The sequence below is a fragment of the Pseudoneobacillus rhizolycopersici genome, from assembly GCF_054786815.1.
In genome coordinates, this window is sequence record NZ_JBTOOE010000021.1 from 31,957 (window position 1) to 49,603 (window position 17,647).

The following is a 17,647-nucleotide window of genomic DNA, read 5'->3' on the forward strand; positions in this document are numbered from 1 at the left end:
GTATCACCTACCTTATATCCACTATACCAAGATACAAACATTTGTTCTTAACATTTTTTGCTATGTTCGATGTTGCCATATTAACCTATTTAAAAATGCTAGGGACTACGTCATCCAAAAAACGATCACCCTTATATTTCGAAGAAAACGACTAGGCATTTCCTCTTTTTTTTCTTATAATTAAGAATAAATAAATTAAGGAGATACTTATGCGTTTTTTTGGAATCGTAATAGCAGGATTCATTATACTAGATTTGTATTTGAACGTTGGTATTGCAAAGTCAAGTCAATTTTTACTACAGGTTTTATTAGTCTTATTGTTTTTTCCATTATTAAAGGGAATTTTAATGCTCACAAAGGTAAAAGAGTTTAAAAAAATCGGAATCAGCTTCCATCCAAAATGGTGGAGGAATATGACCATTGGGTTTTCGATTGGCTTTTCATTTTTGCTGATGAAGTACCTAATTGTTTATCTACTTGGCGGATTTGAAATAACAGGCTTTCAGCCGTTCCCAGAAATGATCATGACACTTTTGATGGTGATGCTCACATTTTTGGTCGGTTCTTTGCTAAATGATATCATCATCCGCGGGTATGTATTTGGGCATTTAAAAGAAAGAATTCCAGTGAAATGGGTGTTTATGATTTCCCTTATCCTATATGCCCTCGACGACTTCTGGAACGAAGGGTTCAGCTTAACGAACACATTATTTTCTATTATCCTTGGACTGTCATTAACCTATGCAATTTATAAGACTGGTTCGATTTGGGCCAATACAGGCATTCATTGGGGGTGGAATGTCTGCTACGGTATCTTTAACGGAACTCTCGGTAGCTCAGATGGTGGAATCATCAGAACAATGTATGAACCACAATCTATGTTTCTAGAAACGATTAGCGACATTGTGCCTTTGTTCATGTTTTTATTTGTCTATTTGATCCGAAACAAATTTGTACGTACAGACGGCTAGAGCTCCCTCTAGCCGTTTTTTCGTTGCTATTGAAGCGAGAGTTGGTACCCATTTTAGAATGAATGGTCTCGGAACTGATACCACTCGTTTATCTTCTTCTAGCAATCATTTCGATTTCAACTTGTGCTCCAAGAGGCAGGGATGATACACCGATCGTTGTCCGTGCAGGATATGGCTCAGAGAATCTTTTAGAATAAACATCATTCATGGCTTTGAAATCATTCATATCCGTTAAAAATACATTCACTTTTTCAACATGATCAGGAGTTAAACCTGCCGCCTCCAATACGTGGAAAAGATTTTTAAAACATTGTTCTGTCTGCTCAGCAATATCACCTTCTACCAGTTTTCCAGTCTGTGAGTCTATTGGGGTTTGCCCAGATAAAAAGACAATATCTCCCGCTTCAACGGCATGTGAATAAGGTCCAACAGCAACTGCTCCAGATGCATTAAAAGCCTTTCTTGACATAAAAAAATTCCTCCTTCTATTCATTCCTATTCATTATTTAACTATCCCCTAAATACCAACTCGGTACAGGATTCGTCATTCTTTCAAATGATACTAGAACCTCTTGTGCTTGGATTAACATAACCTTTACATCCTTTTCACCGAAAGGAATGGCCCAGGGAATGGAAGAAATCATATTGCTACTAATATACAATGCCAAAAGTCGAAAGAACAGCTCAGGTGGTCTTCCGTTAAAATAACCGTTAAGCTGTCCCGTTGCAAATTGCGGACTGGCAGCAGCACTCCAGACGATGCGGTTAAACTCTTCCCATGGATCACCGTAATCATTTCTGTTGAAATCGATAATACTTAGTTCTCCCACTGATGAAATAACCATATTTCCGACATGATAGTCACCGTGTTGAAAGCTCTGCGGCCTACCATGGAGGAGGTATCGGTTTTCTTTAATATAGGCCATGATTTTATCGTCATCCTCAAATTTGATGAGACATTCCGTGTAACTTTTGATCTTCCTGTCTATTTTTCTGTTGAAAAAAGTACCCCAGTCTTCTTGCTCTTTAGGCGCAGGAATTTGGTGGATTTCCCTCAGAACTTGCCCCGATTTCACACCAAGCTGATATTGCTCTTTTTCGGTTAGACGAGGTAAGACAATGGCAGCATCTTCACCGTCACACCAGGTGAAAAGTGAATACACACTCATGCCTCCGTCACAAACGCCAAAATCAATGGGCTGTGAAATCGGCAAACCGCGTTCGGCCAGCACTTTCATCCTTTCAAATTCACTTTTTTTGTTGTCAAACTTAGAACTATCAGCCATCCGAAGCAGCAACTTTTCACTAGACTTGGTTTCAATATAGTACTTTTTATCACTCGACCAACCCTTGTGAATTGGTTCGATTTTTTCAAATGACGCGTAGTTTTTAATATCGAACATGATTTCTTCTCCTTAACCACTTAACGATAAAATAATTACCCCACCGTAGTAGCGTTTAATCAACAACGTTTAATAATCTTATTAGTTCCATAACCTTTTCATCGTCACCCGGGTTAATGGAAACTAGCTTTGTTTCTTTCAGAATACCTTGGTAAAATGGTTCTCCAGCTGGATAGATACCGTCCCAACGCAGCGGAATGTTGTACAAAACGATGGTGCCATCGCCATTTTCATAATAAGTCACGGAACCGTCAACTAGACGAGAACCAGCCAACTGGATTACATCCCTAGGATAACTTGCACTGGTTTCATCATCAGGATTTAGTGGAGTGCCCGCTGGAATATGACGAACATTCAATTCATCAATTGCTTGATTACTTCCAAGTTGTAACCAAACACGAGCATATTCAATATCTTCACTAGAGTACTGGGCTAATGATTCTACTTCCTCCGCTCCTTCATTTGATTCCAATTTCGTCCCTTCCAAATCATTAATATCAGAAACAGCTCTTAAGAATTCATTAGTATCAACAGCGTCCCATGCCTCTAATGCACTTCTAGTGTCATTTTCATCATTTTTGGATACTATTTTTTTCGTCGATTCTAAAACAGTACTATTTTTGTTAGTGCTAGTTGTAGATTCATTAGTTGTATCTGTACATCCTACTAACATACCTATTAAAACAAGGATTAGAGCAGCGGTTGTTTGTCTTTTCATTAGCCAACCAAATCCTTTCATTAAAATGAGAACCGATTCTTACTCCGAATAAGGTTATTATCCTTTTAAAATACCAAATATTCACACAAAATACTACCAAATGTGAAAATTCCAACAAAAAGAAATACAAATGCTATGCAAACGGAACAGAGAGGCTGTCCCTCCGTCCTCCGGGGAGGTGACAGGCACTTTTAACTAGAATCAAAAAAGCATGATAACAAAATTGCATCATGCTTTTTACTACGCTATTTGTACTAGTTAGTTATGATTTTGCACTCTAAATGAGGGTACATTTTACTTAGGGGTATAGCCGTTTTGATAATAGCTCCAAACTTAATAGACTCGTACTCGATTACGACCATCTTCTTTTGCCATGTATAAAGCTCTATCTGCCTTATTTAAGAGCTGGTATAAAGTTTCATCGTCGTTTTCCTTCACTTTTGCCACACCGCAACTCAAAGTAACAGAAATAATGCCTTCAGGTATGATAAGAGGTTGTGTTTCTAGATGCTTCCGCATTTGATCCGCTATTCTTTCACCCTCAAATGCCGAGCTCCCCTTCAGTGCCAGAACAAACTCTTCCCCACCATATCGAGCAAATAGCATGTTTTATCCTACCAGCGATTGACAAACTTTGGCCACATGGTTCAGCAACTGATCGCCAACAGGGTGGCCATAAGTGTAATTTACTCTTTTAAAATAATCTACATCCATCAAAACAACTGGATAAGTGGATGTAGTCCTTTTCGCTGTTGCAAACTCTACTTCACATTTTTCAAAAAAGGCTCGGCGATTGTAAATCTGGGTAAGCTCATCACAATAGGCTTGATCAATTTCTATAGGCTTTATTGTGTTAAGCCTCCGTCAGTTCCTTAAGAAAGCAGCTATTATTAGCTAGTTTAGTTTCGTTTTAGTACATCTTTTCATAATCTTGCTAGTCAATAAAAAGGAAATGATTTTCCGAAAGCATTGTGGTATTAGATAAAAAAGTTAATGTTAATTTACTCCGCATATGTCACAAAAAAATTTATTATTTAGGTCAATTACCCAAGAGCTTTCCCCGAAGGAGGAATATGCTTTAAGGTAACATACAATGAGGAGGATAAAAATGATACCCTATAATGTGAATTATATTACCCATTCAATTGATGAAAGGATTCGCCCTGGCATTGGTTTAGGTGGACCTGGCTCAGGTTTTGGTTTTTCACCAGGTCTTGGTTTAGGGGGACCTGGTTCAGGTCTCGGCTTTGGTCCAGGTCTTGGTTTAGGAGGACCTGGTATAGGTGGACCTGGTTCAGGTTTTGGTTTTGCTCCAGGTCTTGGTTTAGGCGGGCCTGGCTCAGGTCTTGGTTATTATCCAGGTCTTGGTTTAGGGGCTCCAGGGGTTGGGATGGGCTATCCACACCCATATCCATATCCATCCCCTTATTATTACTAGAACGTATTCTCTTATTTAATAACAGTTTCGTTAATGATTCAACGGAACTGTTTTTTATTGTGATAGAAATAAATCATCTAGAGACCTCTCATGTCAATGGAAATGGATGATAAAGACTCTCCTAAGATTGATTTTACAGGAAACCTATGGATATCCTTAACGGTCCCTACACATTCATGAAAACCCCCCAAAGTTTACCCTCCAAACTGGAATGAACCTCTGCATTATGTAAAGGTAAGGACAAACCTGTCCCCTACTATTTTCTAATTTAACCTTGTATAAATCGTACCTTTTGTCGTCCATCGATCACATAGTTGTTCTCCTTCAATAACTAAACGATCATTGGTATATCGAAGAATAACAGGCAGATCATTGAGATAGAATTCCGTTTCAGATTTAGCCAATAATTTCTTTTGTCCTCCACCCGGTAAAATACAAGTTTCATTTTTAATCTCAATGGATATTCCTAGCTTTTCATTATGATATCTCCCATTTGGAAAGGGATAGGTCGGAAATTCTTTATAATCAATATGATAAAATTTAAGTAACTCATTTACATATTCATTCCAATTACCTCGGCTAATTTCGATGGCTAACTTGGATAATGGTGATGAATCAAATAATAACCTTGCATACTTGTCATAATCTCTTAAAAACATTTTATAACCTTCCGCACCGGCAGGACGGTTTTGATAATAAGGTTGTTTCTGATCTCGTTCCCAGATTCTCTCTAAAAACGATATTCCCCTAGCCCTAATCAAGTAATCAATCGTGTCTTCGGTATTTTCTCGATATAAATAGACCAATGATGGATTTAGCGGAGCCACGATCTCATAAATTTGCTTAATGTATGCTTCTAGTTTCGAAAACGAGACCCCAGCTAATACAAAAGTATATATTTGAAATTGAAAAAGGCTACTATCTAAAATGATGATCTCGTCTCGTTGAAGCTGTTCCTCAACAAAATGCTGCCATTTTTCCAACGATACCTCTATATACTGTTCGATTGAAAAATTCCATACATCATAGCTTTTGATTTCATCTAAAGCATCACTATCCAACAAATGTGAATAGTTCCATTCTAGCTCCAATAAATCAAATACAATTGTATTCTTGCGGCTAGTTTTTAGTCGGTTAAGTAGTATTTCTGAGCTGGGGTATTTCTCTAGAAGTCTACGATATTCGTTTTCCTTTAAACAGGCCTCATAAAAAAATAAAGTAGGATGAGGTCTTGCTACTTCGTGAATCCATCTCGCTTTTTTACCATTTCGGTTCAACTGTGCTAATAAAATACCTGAATTCGTGGACTTTCCTGTGGAGGGAAGTCCTTCCATAAAAATTAATTTTGATTCTTGCATGTTTGCCTCTCCTCATCCATTGAAGGACAGGTGTGTCCCTCATTTTTATTTATGGAATGCACAGTTTAGATTTTGCGTCCAATAACTGTACGTAAGAGCTCACCTTTCAAAAATGATGGTGTTTTATTTATTTAAGAGTCATTTGAAAATGATGACAGGTGATATCTAAGCCACCTTTGAGATAAAAACGATGGGCATCATGACGTTGAACACTAGAATCTAAATGAAATTGTTCACAGTCATTTTCCTTTGCTTGACTGATCAGCCAATCCCATAGGAGTTTCGCATAACCCTTCTTCCGGCTTGTTTCATCTGTAATCAAATCATCGACATATAAATACTTTCCCCAAGCGAGAGACTCGGTTATCCTATATCCCGCTGCTGCTTTAACCTCATCGTTTTCCAATATGGCAACTAACTGATAACCATAACGCTCCTGTAACCGATTTATTTTTTCAACAAATTCATCTTGTATTACATGTGGACGCAGTTGTTTGAAAATGCTAAAAGTAGACATGATTTCGGTATCCGTTTTAATTACCTTTACAAGTAGTTGCATGGTAGATTCCCCTTTTTATGATAAGGTCTTGTTATAGAAAATCATTCTTACTATGGTCCAATAAAAACTCCATTCTCCTACTCTTTGTTACCATACCTATAGATTCATAGAATTCAATTGCAGAAGAATTCTTTTCTAACACTCCCAATTCTATACTATCAACCTTCAGACTTTTACCAAAATCAAAAACATATTGCAAGAGGCTTCTTCCGATACCCTTCATTCTATGCGTTTCATCCACACATAAACTAGCTACCAATAATATCTTTCTTGCATTTACAAATGAATTTTCAACTATCTCTTCTTCCTTCAACACTGCCATTCCAACGATGTTATTCTCGATGGTAGCTACAATAATATGCTGTTTTACATCATCTAGCTGGCTTTGAAAAAACATTTGATCTACTGGGTTCGAATTCTCTTTGTATACATCTGGGCGCTCTTGAACATGTAGATCATGAACCTGTCTGAATAAAGGCAGTAGTGACTCGTAATCACTACGGTTAGCATTACGGATAGCAATATCCATATATTCTCCTCCCCTTATGAATCGTAACCAATAGGTAGATAAGACCCAGTTTTACACATTAATGTAATATCTAATAGATAATATTCATCTTTTTGTAATTAGTTTACTATATTAAAGGGCATTTTCTATTAATTAGAAATTGCCCTTTAAACAATTATTCTACATTTCTGGTATAACGGCATTTTGGAAAACCACTACAGCCATAAAATTGCCCTCGGCTACCTTTTCGTAAAACTAATTCTGAGCCACATTTTGGACAGGTCTCGACTTCATGACTGGTAGCCACTTCTTGAATCGTTTTCGCAGTTTGCTGTTCTTCTAATGAAGAAAGCATCTGGATTAATTCGTTTCTTTCAATAAGTTTAATTCGATTAGACTTTGCCAACTGGATAGCGGCATCAGTAAATTCATTGTTCGTTACTACCCAGCCCTCATTTGCTTGGTAATGTGCAATGGACGAAACGACTTCCTGAATTGCCTTAATCCCTACTCTACTATTATACCGTTTAGCTTGAACTACAATCCGTTTCTCACCTTTAGTCATCACAAGATCAGCTCCGAAATCGCCGGTTACCTTGGTTGTTTGGACTTTATAGCCTTGGTCTGTGAATATTAACTTGAGGAAATATTCGAATTGAGTGCCGGTCATGGTGTCGATGTCTTTGATTTTGGATTTTCTTACTTTTTCATTAAATTTAAACTTCCTGTAAAAGAGTAGAATAATTGCTATCCCTACACCAATAAGTCCCAGTGTCAAGCCTAGTTGAAATGATTTGGAAAAATACCAAGTAATGATACCTATTCCGAAGCCTGATAAACCCAATACTCCTTCTATAAATTAATCTTCACGTTTAGCTGCACTTTTTCTTCTAGCCATCTAGCTACCTCCTTTCTATTATTTTGAATAAACACAAAGTAACGCCCTATTTGTTTACATAATAATATTACTTTCGACTAATTTCTAATCGTTACTTCGCTTTCCGCTCAAAATGATAATGTAACCGATACTCACATATTTCCTTCGTCCAATTATGAAGGATTTCTTCGTCTTCCGGTAAAACATTAAAATTTAGTGAAAACAGGTTATTTTCAAAGGTTGTTAACTGTTTAGAGCTTCCATTCCATTTCGACATTGGCATAGTTGCAATTAGTTTACTAACCTTATCTTGATTATATTGCCATAATTCCTTAGAGGATTTATCTGAAAAATCAATTCTCTTGCGATATTCCTTCTTCATTAAGTATTGGTAAAAAAATGGTGCAACCTCTCTCGGTGTAATCGGAGCATACCAGTTAGCTGGTCCACGATTAAGCATAGCCATCAGAACAATCATTTTATAACTTTTAGTCATTCCGGTTTTTTCAACATCTATCAACCAGTCTTGGTAACGCTTCCAAATCTCATTTTCAGTATCGGAAAGTTCACCTGCCCAATCTAAAAAGCCAAAATAGGATTGAAATTCTTGCTTGTATTGGATAGAGTCAGATTCGCCTCTTAAATGCAAATCAAGGTATGTTGGCCGTCTGCCTAGTTCATTTTTCAATGTATGATAATCGTTAAGTAGCCGATCCCTTCTAGGTTGTGTTTTCCTGTTCATTTCTTTAAACAGGTTGATCACTTCAAGGTCTAGGTTAAGTTCACAGTACTCTGGAACTACCGGGTGAGTTTGCTTCCCTTTTTTCTCGCCTGATTGAGTATCAAACAATCCAAGCTTTATATCTGCATTACGATAGTTACCAATTAAATCAATAATGACACAGTATTCTTTGCCAGGATAGATTCGTAATCCCCGCCCAATTTGCTGTGTAAAAACAGTCAATGATTCAGTTGGCCTTACAAATAGAAGGGTATCTACTGAAGGAATATCTACCCCTTCATTAAATAGATCAACTGTAAAAATGACATCCAGTTCCCCATTGTTTAGCTGTTCGATGGCAGATTTTCGGCTAATCCCTATCTGCTGGGAATGGAGACCGACTGTTCGATAGCCGTTTTCATTAAAATATCCTGATAAATAATTTGCTTGTTTAATAGATGAACAAAAACCTATTGTTCGCGTTTGCTTTTTTTCTACCCAGGCTTGAAGGATTTTTTCAGCAAGTCCCTCTCGTAACTGGGCTTGCAACAGTTCCTCTTCGTCATATCGGGTACCAAACCAAGTAATTTGACTATAATCAGTATCGTCATACACTCCAAAATATTTAAAAGGCGACAACCACTTCTTTTCTATGGCATCTAAGAAATCTAGCCGAAAAGCAACATTTCCATCACAAATCGCATAAACATCTTTATTGTCATTGCGATCAGGGGTAGCCGTTATGCCTAGTAAAAATTTCGGCTTAAAATATTCTAAGACACGCTTATACATGTTGGCAGCAGCGTGGTGAAACTCATCGATAATAATTATATCGAATTCGTCTTTACGAAATTTTTGGATATGAGCTTTCATACTTAACGTATTTATCGAGGCAAAAATGGAATCAACATTGGAATCCTTATGGTTACCGTTATAAATACCAGTTGATCTTTCCGGCATGATATTCCGAAATGACTCTTGAGCTTGATTAAGAATCTCTTCACGATGTGCAACAAATAATACCCGCTTAAACATTTGGGCAAAAAAACCAGCCAAGTAGGTTTTACCCAAACCTGTGGCCATAACCACGAGTGCCTTATCGTAATCCTCCTCTATGGTCTTATTCAGTTCGTCCAATGCTTCTAATTGAGCAAATCGCGGTTTAATGTCGTCATAAGTGACCGGAGGATCCAGCACCTGACTTGGCTGCTTCGGATTAAGTTTTGTAGGTAACATCAAATCAAGCTCTTCTAGTTTGGACCATTCTGTTGCCAAATGGGGATGCTTTTGATGGTAGACTTGATACTTTTCTCTGTAATCCTTAACGGTCTCACGATTTAACCAAATGGTTTCCTCAGCTAAGTATATTTTAAGAAAATGATCAAGGGCTTGTTTATAAACGGTTTTATTCTCACTAACGGATAGATTCCATTCTACCCCCTGAGTCAAAGCAGACCTAGATAGATTGGAAGAGCCAATAAACAAACATTCTTTATCTTCTGTCTGAAATAAGTATGCCTTCGGGTGGAAGGAGATACCATTACTAACCCATAAACGAACTTCGATAGCAGGATTGATCATTAGTAATTCATTTAAAGCTTCTGGCTGTGTAATGAATAAATAATCACCTGTGCAGATTTTGATATCTGCTCCTCTCTCTGCTGCAGTCTTTAAGGCTTCTTTTAAAAAATCAACACCAGATTTCATGACAAACGAAGTCAAGATACAAATGGTAGAGGCCGTCTTAATTTGTTCAAGCAAATGCTCTCCTAAATTTTGAGTGATTAGTTCGACCTTACTCATCCTGAACCTCAATGAGGAAGATTTTCTCTTTAAATCCTCCGCGTTTTTGCGCTTTTTCCTTTCTAACGTCTTCAACATTTTCGATGGATGCTCCATGATAATCGGCCAGGGCATGCATCAATTCAAGAAGATCTGCCAGTTCTTCAATGGCATCTTCACTATTTTCAGTTTTCATGTATTCGTCTAGCTCTTCATAAGTTTTCTTTTTTAATTCAGTTATGTATTCTTCATTATTTAAGATCCTTGTAGTGAATTTTTTTCCTGTTGCTTCAATGACTTCTGGTATTCGATCCCGAACTAATTTATTGTAAATTGGCATCATTAGTACCTCACTTACTTTATAATTTTTAATTTATCTTTATCTAATGCCCTATTTTCCTGTATCTTATCGAAGTATTGAGTGAATTTAGATTCCCCAGAATACGACAAACAAAGAAATTGCTTGGCTCTAGTCATCCCAATATATAGAAGAGAGACTTCCCGCTCCTCATCATCTTCCAAAGGAAAAGGCATAGAATCGACATTAACAATAAACACTGCTTGGTAATCAAGACCTTTACTACTATCAATCGTACTAATCTTGACCTTGCCATCCTCTTTTTCAAAATACCGTTTGGAAACATCGTTTTCTGTAATCCAAAAATAAGGCAATTTTTCATCTGCTAAAGATTTTTTTATGATATCAATGACTGGGTACTTATAGGTTTTCTTAACTCGGTATAGGATAAGTACTTCATGAGCCGGAACCTTTTTATCTGAAATAAGTTTATTTATCTGCCGTGCAATCAATCTCATCTCATCAAAAAAGTTTTTAGCTTTCACAATACCAACCTCTGGACCTTTTCGTTTGGTACTCTGTGGAGCGATAATTTCCCCCTCTAGATCGCGGTTCACTACTTTATTCTTGAATTTTGAGAGCTGTCGATAAAAATCCCAGGCAAATTTCACAATTTGAGCGGTATTACGATAGTTTATCGATAAGACTTTGGAACGTCCTTGGAAACTTAACCCAGTATCTTGTAGATAGGACCGTTTTCTTTTGTAAATACTCTGTGCACGATCTTCTACCAATAATAACGATTGTGTTTGTTCATTGATTAAACTACTAACTAAAGATAACCATTCTGGTTCAAAGTCCTGCCCCTCATCTATTAGGATGGCATCATATTTTGGTAAAATGGTCTCATGATTCTTTAACTTTTCTAATATGGTAGGAATCTGGTGCTCAGATATTCGTAAATCGTTCCTTAGCCAAGCATGAAAATTTCTCACCATGACATTCTGGTTTTTCACTATTTCAGTGCCACTATTCGAAAAATCAAAATCAAACAAGTCTTCGGGTTCATTTAACATATGTATGATCAACTGTTGAATGGAATTTGCTAGTGAGATATTATAGCAAAGTATTAATATCTTCCAATCCGGATTCTCTTTTGAAATCATTTTTGCTCTGCTCGCCAAAATTAATGTTTTCCCACTACCTGCTACCCCTCTAATTAATCGGTTCTTATCACCAAGTTGCTTAGCCAAGTTCTCCTGATGTAAGTCCATTGTTTTTATATCATGCAAAGAGAGTAAAAGCTGATCATGATATGGAACAGGCGGTTTAAACTCTGCACTAATCCGTACCTCCGGAAATAAATGATAACGGATACAATTTATCTCCTCGAAAGTTAGTGGCTCTCTTAACCGAAATGGAACCACAAACATATTTAATATCTTCTCCATCAATACTTCTTCGGAAAAACTATCATTATCTGGATCAATTTCATCCCTTGTAAGACATAGGTTTGGCTCAATAACCGAATATAAAGAGTCCTTCACCATATCAGCTGATTTTAATCTGGTAAATACCACTCCATGGCCATAAGGAAACTTAAGTTGAAATTGATACTTCCCTTCCAACTGAATTAGGTTTTTATCCTTTTTTAGAGCATCTACAACATGAAACATATTTTCTCGTGCCTGTTTCATCGGGCTTTTAAGAACAGCCTGGTCGCCAGATGTAGTTACGATATGCCACTCATCATGGTTAATCTGGAAAAGAGTATTCCTCGTATAATCTTTAACTTCCAACACCAAGAGACCAAGATCGGGACCAATGATAACAAAATCTGGCCGCCTACCTTGGATTTCGGGTTCGAAATATACTATATAATCATCGGGAAGAAACATTTTGAGAGTTCGGAAAAATAGGCGTTCGCCAGCTGTTGCTGATGACCTTATAGATTCGGGAACTGTAATTGCCATAGGAACAACTCCAAAATTCGATTATTTTCCTTCTAATTATACAATAATCTCCAATTTATTACATTCAATTCAAATAATTTTACAAATAGGAAATTTATCATTACTTGATAAAAAGGTCTAACTATTCATTAAGGAGTTAGACCTTTAGTAAGGTTCTTCAATTTTTTGTGGAGCCTAATAAGTAATTTTTGCTGGTGTTCGGGGTCACCACCTATAAAATGTACAATATATTAAACTACTGCCCCAGCAGCGACATGTCATAGTAATAACTCAAATACAACAAAAAGTATTCCTTCAATTCGTCCTTCACCATCATAGGAGATATGACAATAGGATAACTTTTCAAATATCAACGTCCATTTACAAAAAAAAGCTGCTGTTCCTTATTTAGGGCAGCTAGCTTCTTGAACCGAAGTATGAACTTCTTGGAGCAACTCTTTGTTATAAACTCGCTAAAAATTCCACACGATATACCTTAAAAAATCCTCCCTAAATCTTTTTTCATCGACAAGCAAACAAACATCTGTTGTTGAATTGTTTACATTAATTTGATTCAAATCCTCTGTTGTTCTTCCTCTCGTTTCACCCTCCAGGTCTACTTTAAGGTTTATAGGAATTGTCGTTACGATTTCAGGAAAAGCTGCTACACCTACGGCTAAAGGGTCATGTAAAGCACATCCTTCTAAAAATGGATGGACTTTTTTATAAGATTCTATATAAAATTCAGTGAACTGAGCAAAAAATAAGCTTGTTTTAGTCCCCTTCTGTCTCCATTTATTTATTTCGTTTTTCGATAATAGTGTTTTTCTTGTAACATCCAAGCCTACAAGTGTTATGGGTAGTTGAGATTGAAGAACCAAATTGGCTGCTTCAGGATCAATGTAGATATTAGCTTCAGCAAATTTTGTTACATTACCTGGAGTTGATACTGCTCCTCCCATCGATACAATTCTCCCAACTTTTTCAACTATTTCAGGTGCCTTTTGGATGGCGCTCGCTAAATTCGTTAAAGGTCCGGTTGTGACTATGGTTAATTCATTCTCATATTCGTGTACCTTTTCAATGATAAAATCAACGGCAGGTTTCGTTGATTCATAGGTTTGAGTAACGGGTCCTAACGTTTCCCCTAATCCATCTATTCCATGGATTTTCCCTTTGTACTCCTTTGTTCGAACCAATGGTTTTTCAGAACCTTTAAAAACAGGTATTTTTTGATTCAAACTTTTGATTACTTCTTTCGTGTTTCTGTAAGAATACTCTACGGGTACCATTCCATACGAGGTTGTGATGCCTAGTAAATCAATTTCCGGTAAGGCAATCGCATACGCAATAGCTAGGGCATCATCAATACCTGTATCCACGTCCATAATCACTTTTTTCATGAGTCAATTCCTTTCAGCCTTGTAAATGATTATCTATTAATGAGTAGACGTTGTTTTTCAACTTGCATCCGTTAAATCCCTGCTCTTTCAGATATTGATTTAAGTCTAGCTTTACTTTCAAATAGAATCTTCTCTTCGTCTAAGGTTAGGACTTCCCTATTTTTCATGACTAATTTTCCATTGATAACCACATCTTTTATATCATTGGCATTTACAGCATCAACAAGGGTATTGATTAGCTTATGTGTAGGAGAAATATGCGGTTGATCAATATCAATAAGAATTAAATCCGCAAGTTTTCCTTCTTCAATCGTCCCTAGTCGATCACCATGCATAATGGCATTTGCTCCACCAAAAGTAATCATTTTCAATAGATCCTTTGCTGGAATGACTATTGGGTCAAAAATTGGAATGCCCCAAATACCGCTCATTGCAAACTTTAAAACCCTAATTTCATCAAATAAACATAACCCTGAATTGGCTGCTCCATCGCTTCCAATTCCAACTGATATACCTTGTTGCAATATTCTAGGTGTCTTTGAAAAACCGTGACTATTTAAATTGTTACGAGGACAATGGACCAGTTTCACATCACGCTCTGCTAATAAATCAATCTCCTTTTCAGAAAGTAGAACATTATGTGCGGTCAAAAGATTAGGACCGAGTACCCCCAGAGAATCCAGGAACTCCGTCGGTCTTAATTGATAGTTTTGCAGGCAGTGACCTACTTCATCACGATGCTCTGCTAAGTGAGCATGAATGCCTGTTTGGTATTCCTTTGCTTTTTCAACGGTAGCTTTGATTAATTCTGGAGTGCTAGTTAATACCTGTCTTATTCCAAACCAAACATTTATTCGCCCATCACCTTGACCTTGATAGTCACGGTATAACATTTCAATATTTTCGATACATTCCTCTACTGATCCCTTCATATTGTCGGGGATAAAGGCTCCCGTATCCATAGTGGAAAAGGTAAGAGCTGCTCGCATTCCCGATTCAATGGTTGCTTCAGCAACTCGGTGCATATGACGTCCACCTGCATCTGCAAAAGATGTCGTACCTGATTTAATCATTTCAAGACAGCTTAATTGGGCACCATGATAGACATCATCTTCAGTCAGATTACTTTCAAACGGGACTAAAATTCTTGCCCACACCATTGGGTACTCTTCTGCTACCCTTCCTCTAAGATATTGCTGACAGGTATGTGTATGAGCGTCTACTAAACCAGGCATTACTAGTTTCCCTTTACCATCTAGAACATTTGTTATTTTATATTTTCTTGCTAAATCTTGATAAGAACCAATTTCAACAATCTTTTGATTATGAATGACAATGGATTGATTTTCAATAATCTCAAAGTCTTTTGATAAGATTGAACTATTTTTGATTAACAAATCACAATTCATTTCCTTCTACCCTCTTTCCATTTATTTAACGGAACCAGCCGTTAACCCTTTGACAATATATCTTTGGAAGAATAGAACCAATATTAATACTGGCAAACTAGCAATAACACCAGCTGGAAACATCAACTCATAGGCAATTCTTTCTTCACCAATAAACTCAGCGATTCTAACAGGAATGGTTTTAATATTCGTTCCACCCATGACATTGGCAAATAAAAATTCATTCCACGCACCTATAAAAACAAATATCCCAGTGGTGACTAGCCCTGGAGCTGCAAGAGGTAATACCACTTTCCATAGGGCAAGTATTCTCGTACATCCGTCAATTCTTGCTGCTTCCTCAATTTCATAGGGTACAGTGATAATAAACGCTCTGAACATCCATACAACATATGGGAGGGAAAAAGTGACGTATGCCAAAATTAAACCTTGATACGTATAAAGCAGACCTGTCATCCGCATCAAAATGAACAAAGGGATAATAAGGGCCATCTGCGGTAGCATTTGCGTACATAAAATAGATAGAAAAAAGACCTTTTTCTTAGGAAATTCAAATCTAGCAAAGGCATATGCGCCTAAGGATCCTAGTAATAAAGAGATTAAAGTTGAAAAGACAGATACTAGCAAGCTGTTCCACAATGCCATTCTAAAAGCCGAATCCCGGAAAATTTCAATATAATATTCAAGCGTTCCCTCACTCGGGAGCCAAGTTGGGGGCTTACTAAAAAGCTCTGCTGGAACCTTAAAACTTGAGAGAATTAGCCAAACAAATGGAAATAGGATAAAGATCATTAGAAGAATGGAGATAAAAAATAGAATGATATTTTTTAGCCATTTTTTTAATTTGTAATAATGATCTCCCTGCCTTTTCATCATCGCGACATCCTTTCGTTATTTTGATAAGAGAGGTTACAAGATTCTTGTAACCTCCACAGGCATGAAAATCATTTATCGATTAATTATCTTTAAAACGGCTTTTTCGGCCTCCTTTAAAGCATCTTCGGCTGTTTTAGTTCCATTAACTGCCTCGGTAATAAATCTCGAAACAGCATTGGTAATTTCTGTCGCTTTCTCATGTTTAAACATCCCAAACGGATACTCAATTTGCTCTGCTACAGTCTTAAAATGAGGATGTGCCTCTAACACTTCTGGATCGGTTAAAGCATTTTTATCAGCAGGAATCCGCCCAGCTTCAATTGCCATTTTCTTCTGTTGATCAAAACTTGTAACAAATTTAATAAATTCAAAGGCTTCATCTTTATTTGGAGCAGAACTTGGTATCGCCAATCCGCCGGTTTCAGCATAACCTGCTGACCTTACACTGGCCCCAGGAATCAAGCTTACTTCAATATCTCCTACCACTTTTGAAAGCTTTTCATCATTGGACATTGGGAAGGTATGTGGAGTGTTCATATTCATGGCAAACATCCCTTGTACAAAAGCATCAGACATTGGTCCAGTCCCTGTGAACTCAAATGAAAGGGGAGATAAAACCTTTTGATTGACATTCAAATCCTGCATAAACTGTAACGCCTTTACACCCTCAGGAGTATTAAATGTTGGGACATTTTTTTCATAATCCCAGAACTCCCCACCATTTGCTCTTAAATGGACAATAAATGGGGTGGAAGCAAAGTTTTGTCCGTATGGTTCAGCATACCCTCCTACTCCCGACAATTTTTCTTGGACAGTTTTTGCCATTTCCGCAAGTTCATCCCAAGTTTCAGGTGCTTTGTCATATCCGGCTTGTTTTAGCATTTCCTTATTGTAATAGAATTGCCATAGCCACATATAACGTGGTACTCCATACGATTTCCCTTTATATGAGAGAGCTTCCAGGGCATACGGAGAAAATTTATCTCTCATTTCATCAGTCATATAGTCATCAAGTGGCTGGAGGAATCCCTGAGAGGCAAATTCAGCGGCCCAATCATCTCGTACATGGATAACATCATAATTGCTCCCTCCCCCAGAAAATCTCGTAAACATAGCGTCATGTAGTTGTGTAAAAGGAATGCTTTCATAATTAACCTTAATCCCTGTTTCCTCTTCAAATTCCTCTGCTTGATCTAACCAAAATTGCGGCTCACCAACATATAGGATATTTACTTCTCTTTTCCCATCCTTATTTTTACTACTTGTATCATTACTACAAGCAGTTGCGAAAATCACGGTAAATATCATACAGACAAACCAGATGGTCTTATTAAAAGATCTCACTTTAGTTTTCCCCCTTTGATGGGCTTAATA

General features: G+C 37.2%; 16 protein-coding genes and 1 pseudogene. 2 read left to right on the forward strand and 15 right to left on the reverse strand.

What is annotated here, in order from left to right:
• Nucleotides 1-209: 209 nt before the first annotated feature.
• On the forward strand, nt 210-971 hold the full coding sequence (locus ACX9YW_RS17925) for a CPBP family intramembrane glutamic endopeptidase (protein WP_460348984.1): 762 nt from the start codon (nt 210-212) through the stop codon (nt 969-971).
• Between the two features lie 88 nt (nt 972-1,059).
• Here ACX9YW_RS17925 and ACX9YW_RS17930 read toward each other — a convergent pair whose 3' ends face one another.
• The 4 genes and pseudogenes from ACX9YW_RS17930 to ACX9YW_RS17945 form a co-directional block, all read right to left on the reverse strand.
• A complete protein-coding gene (locus ACX9YW_RS17930) occupies nt 1,060-1,440 on the reverse strand; it encodes a RidA family protein (protein WP_460348986.1) in 381 nt (126 codons plus the stop codon).
• Nucleotides 1,441-1,477: 37 nt separating this feature from the next.
• A complete protein-coding gene (locus tag ACX9YW_RS17935) occupies nt 1,478-2,374 on the reverse strand; it encodes an aminoglycoside phosphotransferase family protein (RefSeq protein WP_460348988.1) in 897 nt (298 codons plus the stop codon).
• Between the two features lie 55 nt (nt 2,375-2,429).
• Nucleotides 2,430-3,092, reverse strand: a complete 663-nt coding sequence (locus ACX9YW_RS17940; RefSeq protein WP_460348990.1) for a YdeJ family lipoprotein — start codon at nt 3,090-3,092, stop codon at nt 2,430-2,432.
• A 333-nt stretch (nt 3,093-3,425) separates the two neighbouring features.
• A pseudogene (locus ACX9YW_RS17945) lies at nt 3,426-3,941 on the reverse strand (GGDEF domain-containing protein).
• Between the two features lie 259 nt (nt 3,942-4,200).
• On the opposite strand from ACX9YW_RS17945, the gene ACX9YW_RS17950 reads away from it, so the two are divergent.
• A complete protein-coding gene (locus ACX9YW_RS17950; protein WP_460348992.1) occupies nt 4,201-4,530 on the forward strand; it encodes a hypothetical protein in 330 nt (109 codons plus the stop codon).
• A gap of 263 nt (nt 4,531-4,793) precedes the next feature.
• On the opposite strand, the gene ACX9YW_RS17955 is transcribed toward ACX9YW_RS17950, so the two are convergent.
• The 11 genes from ACX9YW_RS17955 to ACX9YW_RS18005 form a co-directional block, all read right to left on the reverse strand.
• Nucleotides 4,794-5,888: a P-loop NTPase family protein gene (locus ACX9YW_RS17955; RefSeq protein WP_460348994.1), complete on the reverse strand. Its 1,095-nt coding sequence runs from the start codon at nt 5,886-5,888 to the stop codon at nt 4,794-4,796.
• 127 nt (nt 5,889-6,015) lie between these two features.
• On the reverse strand, nt 6,016-6,447 hold the full coding sequence (locus ACX9YW_RS17960; RefSeq protein WP_460348996.1) for a GNAT family N-acetyltransferase: 432 nt from the start codon (nt 6,445-6,447) through the stop codon (nt 6,016-6,018).
• Nucleotides 6,448-6,478: 31 nt separating this feature from the next.
• A complete protein-coding gene (locus ACX9YW_RS17965; RefSeq protein WP_460348998.1) occupies nt 6,479-6,976 on the reverse strand; it encodes a GNAT family N-acetyltransferase in 498 nt (165 codons plus the stop codon).
• Nucleotides 6,977-7,130: 154 nt separating this feature from the next.
• Entirely contained in the window at nt 7,131-7,799 is a 669-nt protein-coding gene (locus ACX9YW_RS17970; protein ID WP_460349000.1) for a restriction endonuclease, read from the reverse strand.
• A 145-nt stretch (nt 7,800-7,944) separates the two neighbouring features.
• On the reverse strand, nt 7,945-10,356 hold the full coding sequence (locus tag ACX9YW_RS17975; protein WP_460349002.1) for a DEAD/DEAH box helicase family protein: 2,412 nt from the start codon (nt 10,354-10,356) through the stop codon (nt 7,945-7,947).
• Nucleotides 10,349-10,675: a nucleoside triphosphate pyrophosphohydrolase gene (locus ACX9YW_RS17980; protein WP_460349073.1), complete on the reverse strand. Its 327-nt coding sequence runs from the start codon at nt 10,673-10,675 to the stop codon at nt 10,349-10,351. The genes ACX9YW_RS17975 and ACX9YW_RS17980 overlap by 8 nt, the downstream gene beginning before the upstream one ends.
• 14 nt (nt 10,676-10,689) lie before the next feature.
• Nucleotides 10,690-12,606 (reverse strand): 3'-5' exonuclease, encoded by a 1,917-nt coding sequence (locus ACX9YW_RS17985; RefSeq protein ID WP_460349004.1) that lies wholly within the window; start codon nt 12,604-12,606, stop codon nt 10,690-10,692.
• A 452-nt stretch (nt 12,607-13,058) separates the two neighbouring features.
• Nucleotides 13,059-13,988, reverse strand: a complete 930-nt coding sequence (locus tag ACX9YW_RS17990; protein WP_460349006.1) for a nucleoside hydrolase — start codon at nt 13,986-13,988, stop codon at nt 13,059-13,061.
• A 71-nt stretch (nt 13,989-14,059) separates the two neighbouring features.
• Nucleotides 14,060-15,397, reverse strand: coding sequence for an amidohydrolase family protein (locus ACX9YW_RS17995; protein ID WP_460349008.1), 1,338 nt, complete (start codon nt 15,395-15,397; stop codon nt 14,060-14,062).
• A 21-nt stretch (nt 15,398-15,418) separates the two neighbouring features.
• Entirely contained in the window at nt 15,419-16,273 is an 855-nt protein-coding gene (locus ACX9YW_RS18000) for a carbohydrate ABC transporter permease (protein ID WP_460349010.1), read from the reverse strand.
• A gap of 72 nt (nt 16,274-16,345) precedes the next feature.
• Nucleotides 16,346-17,617 (reverse strand): ABC transporter substrate-binding protein, encoded by a 1,272-nt coding sequence (locus ACX9YW_RS18005; RefSeq protein WP_460349012.1) that lies wholly within the window; start codon nt 17,615-17,617, stop codon nt 16,346-16,348.
• Nucleotides 17,618-17,647: the final 30 nt, after the last annotated feature.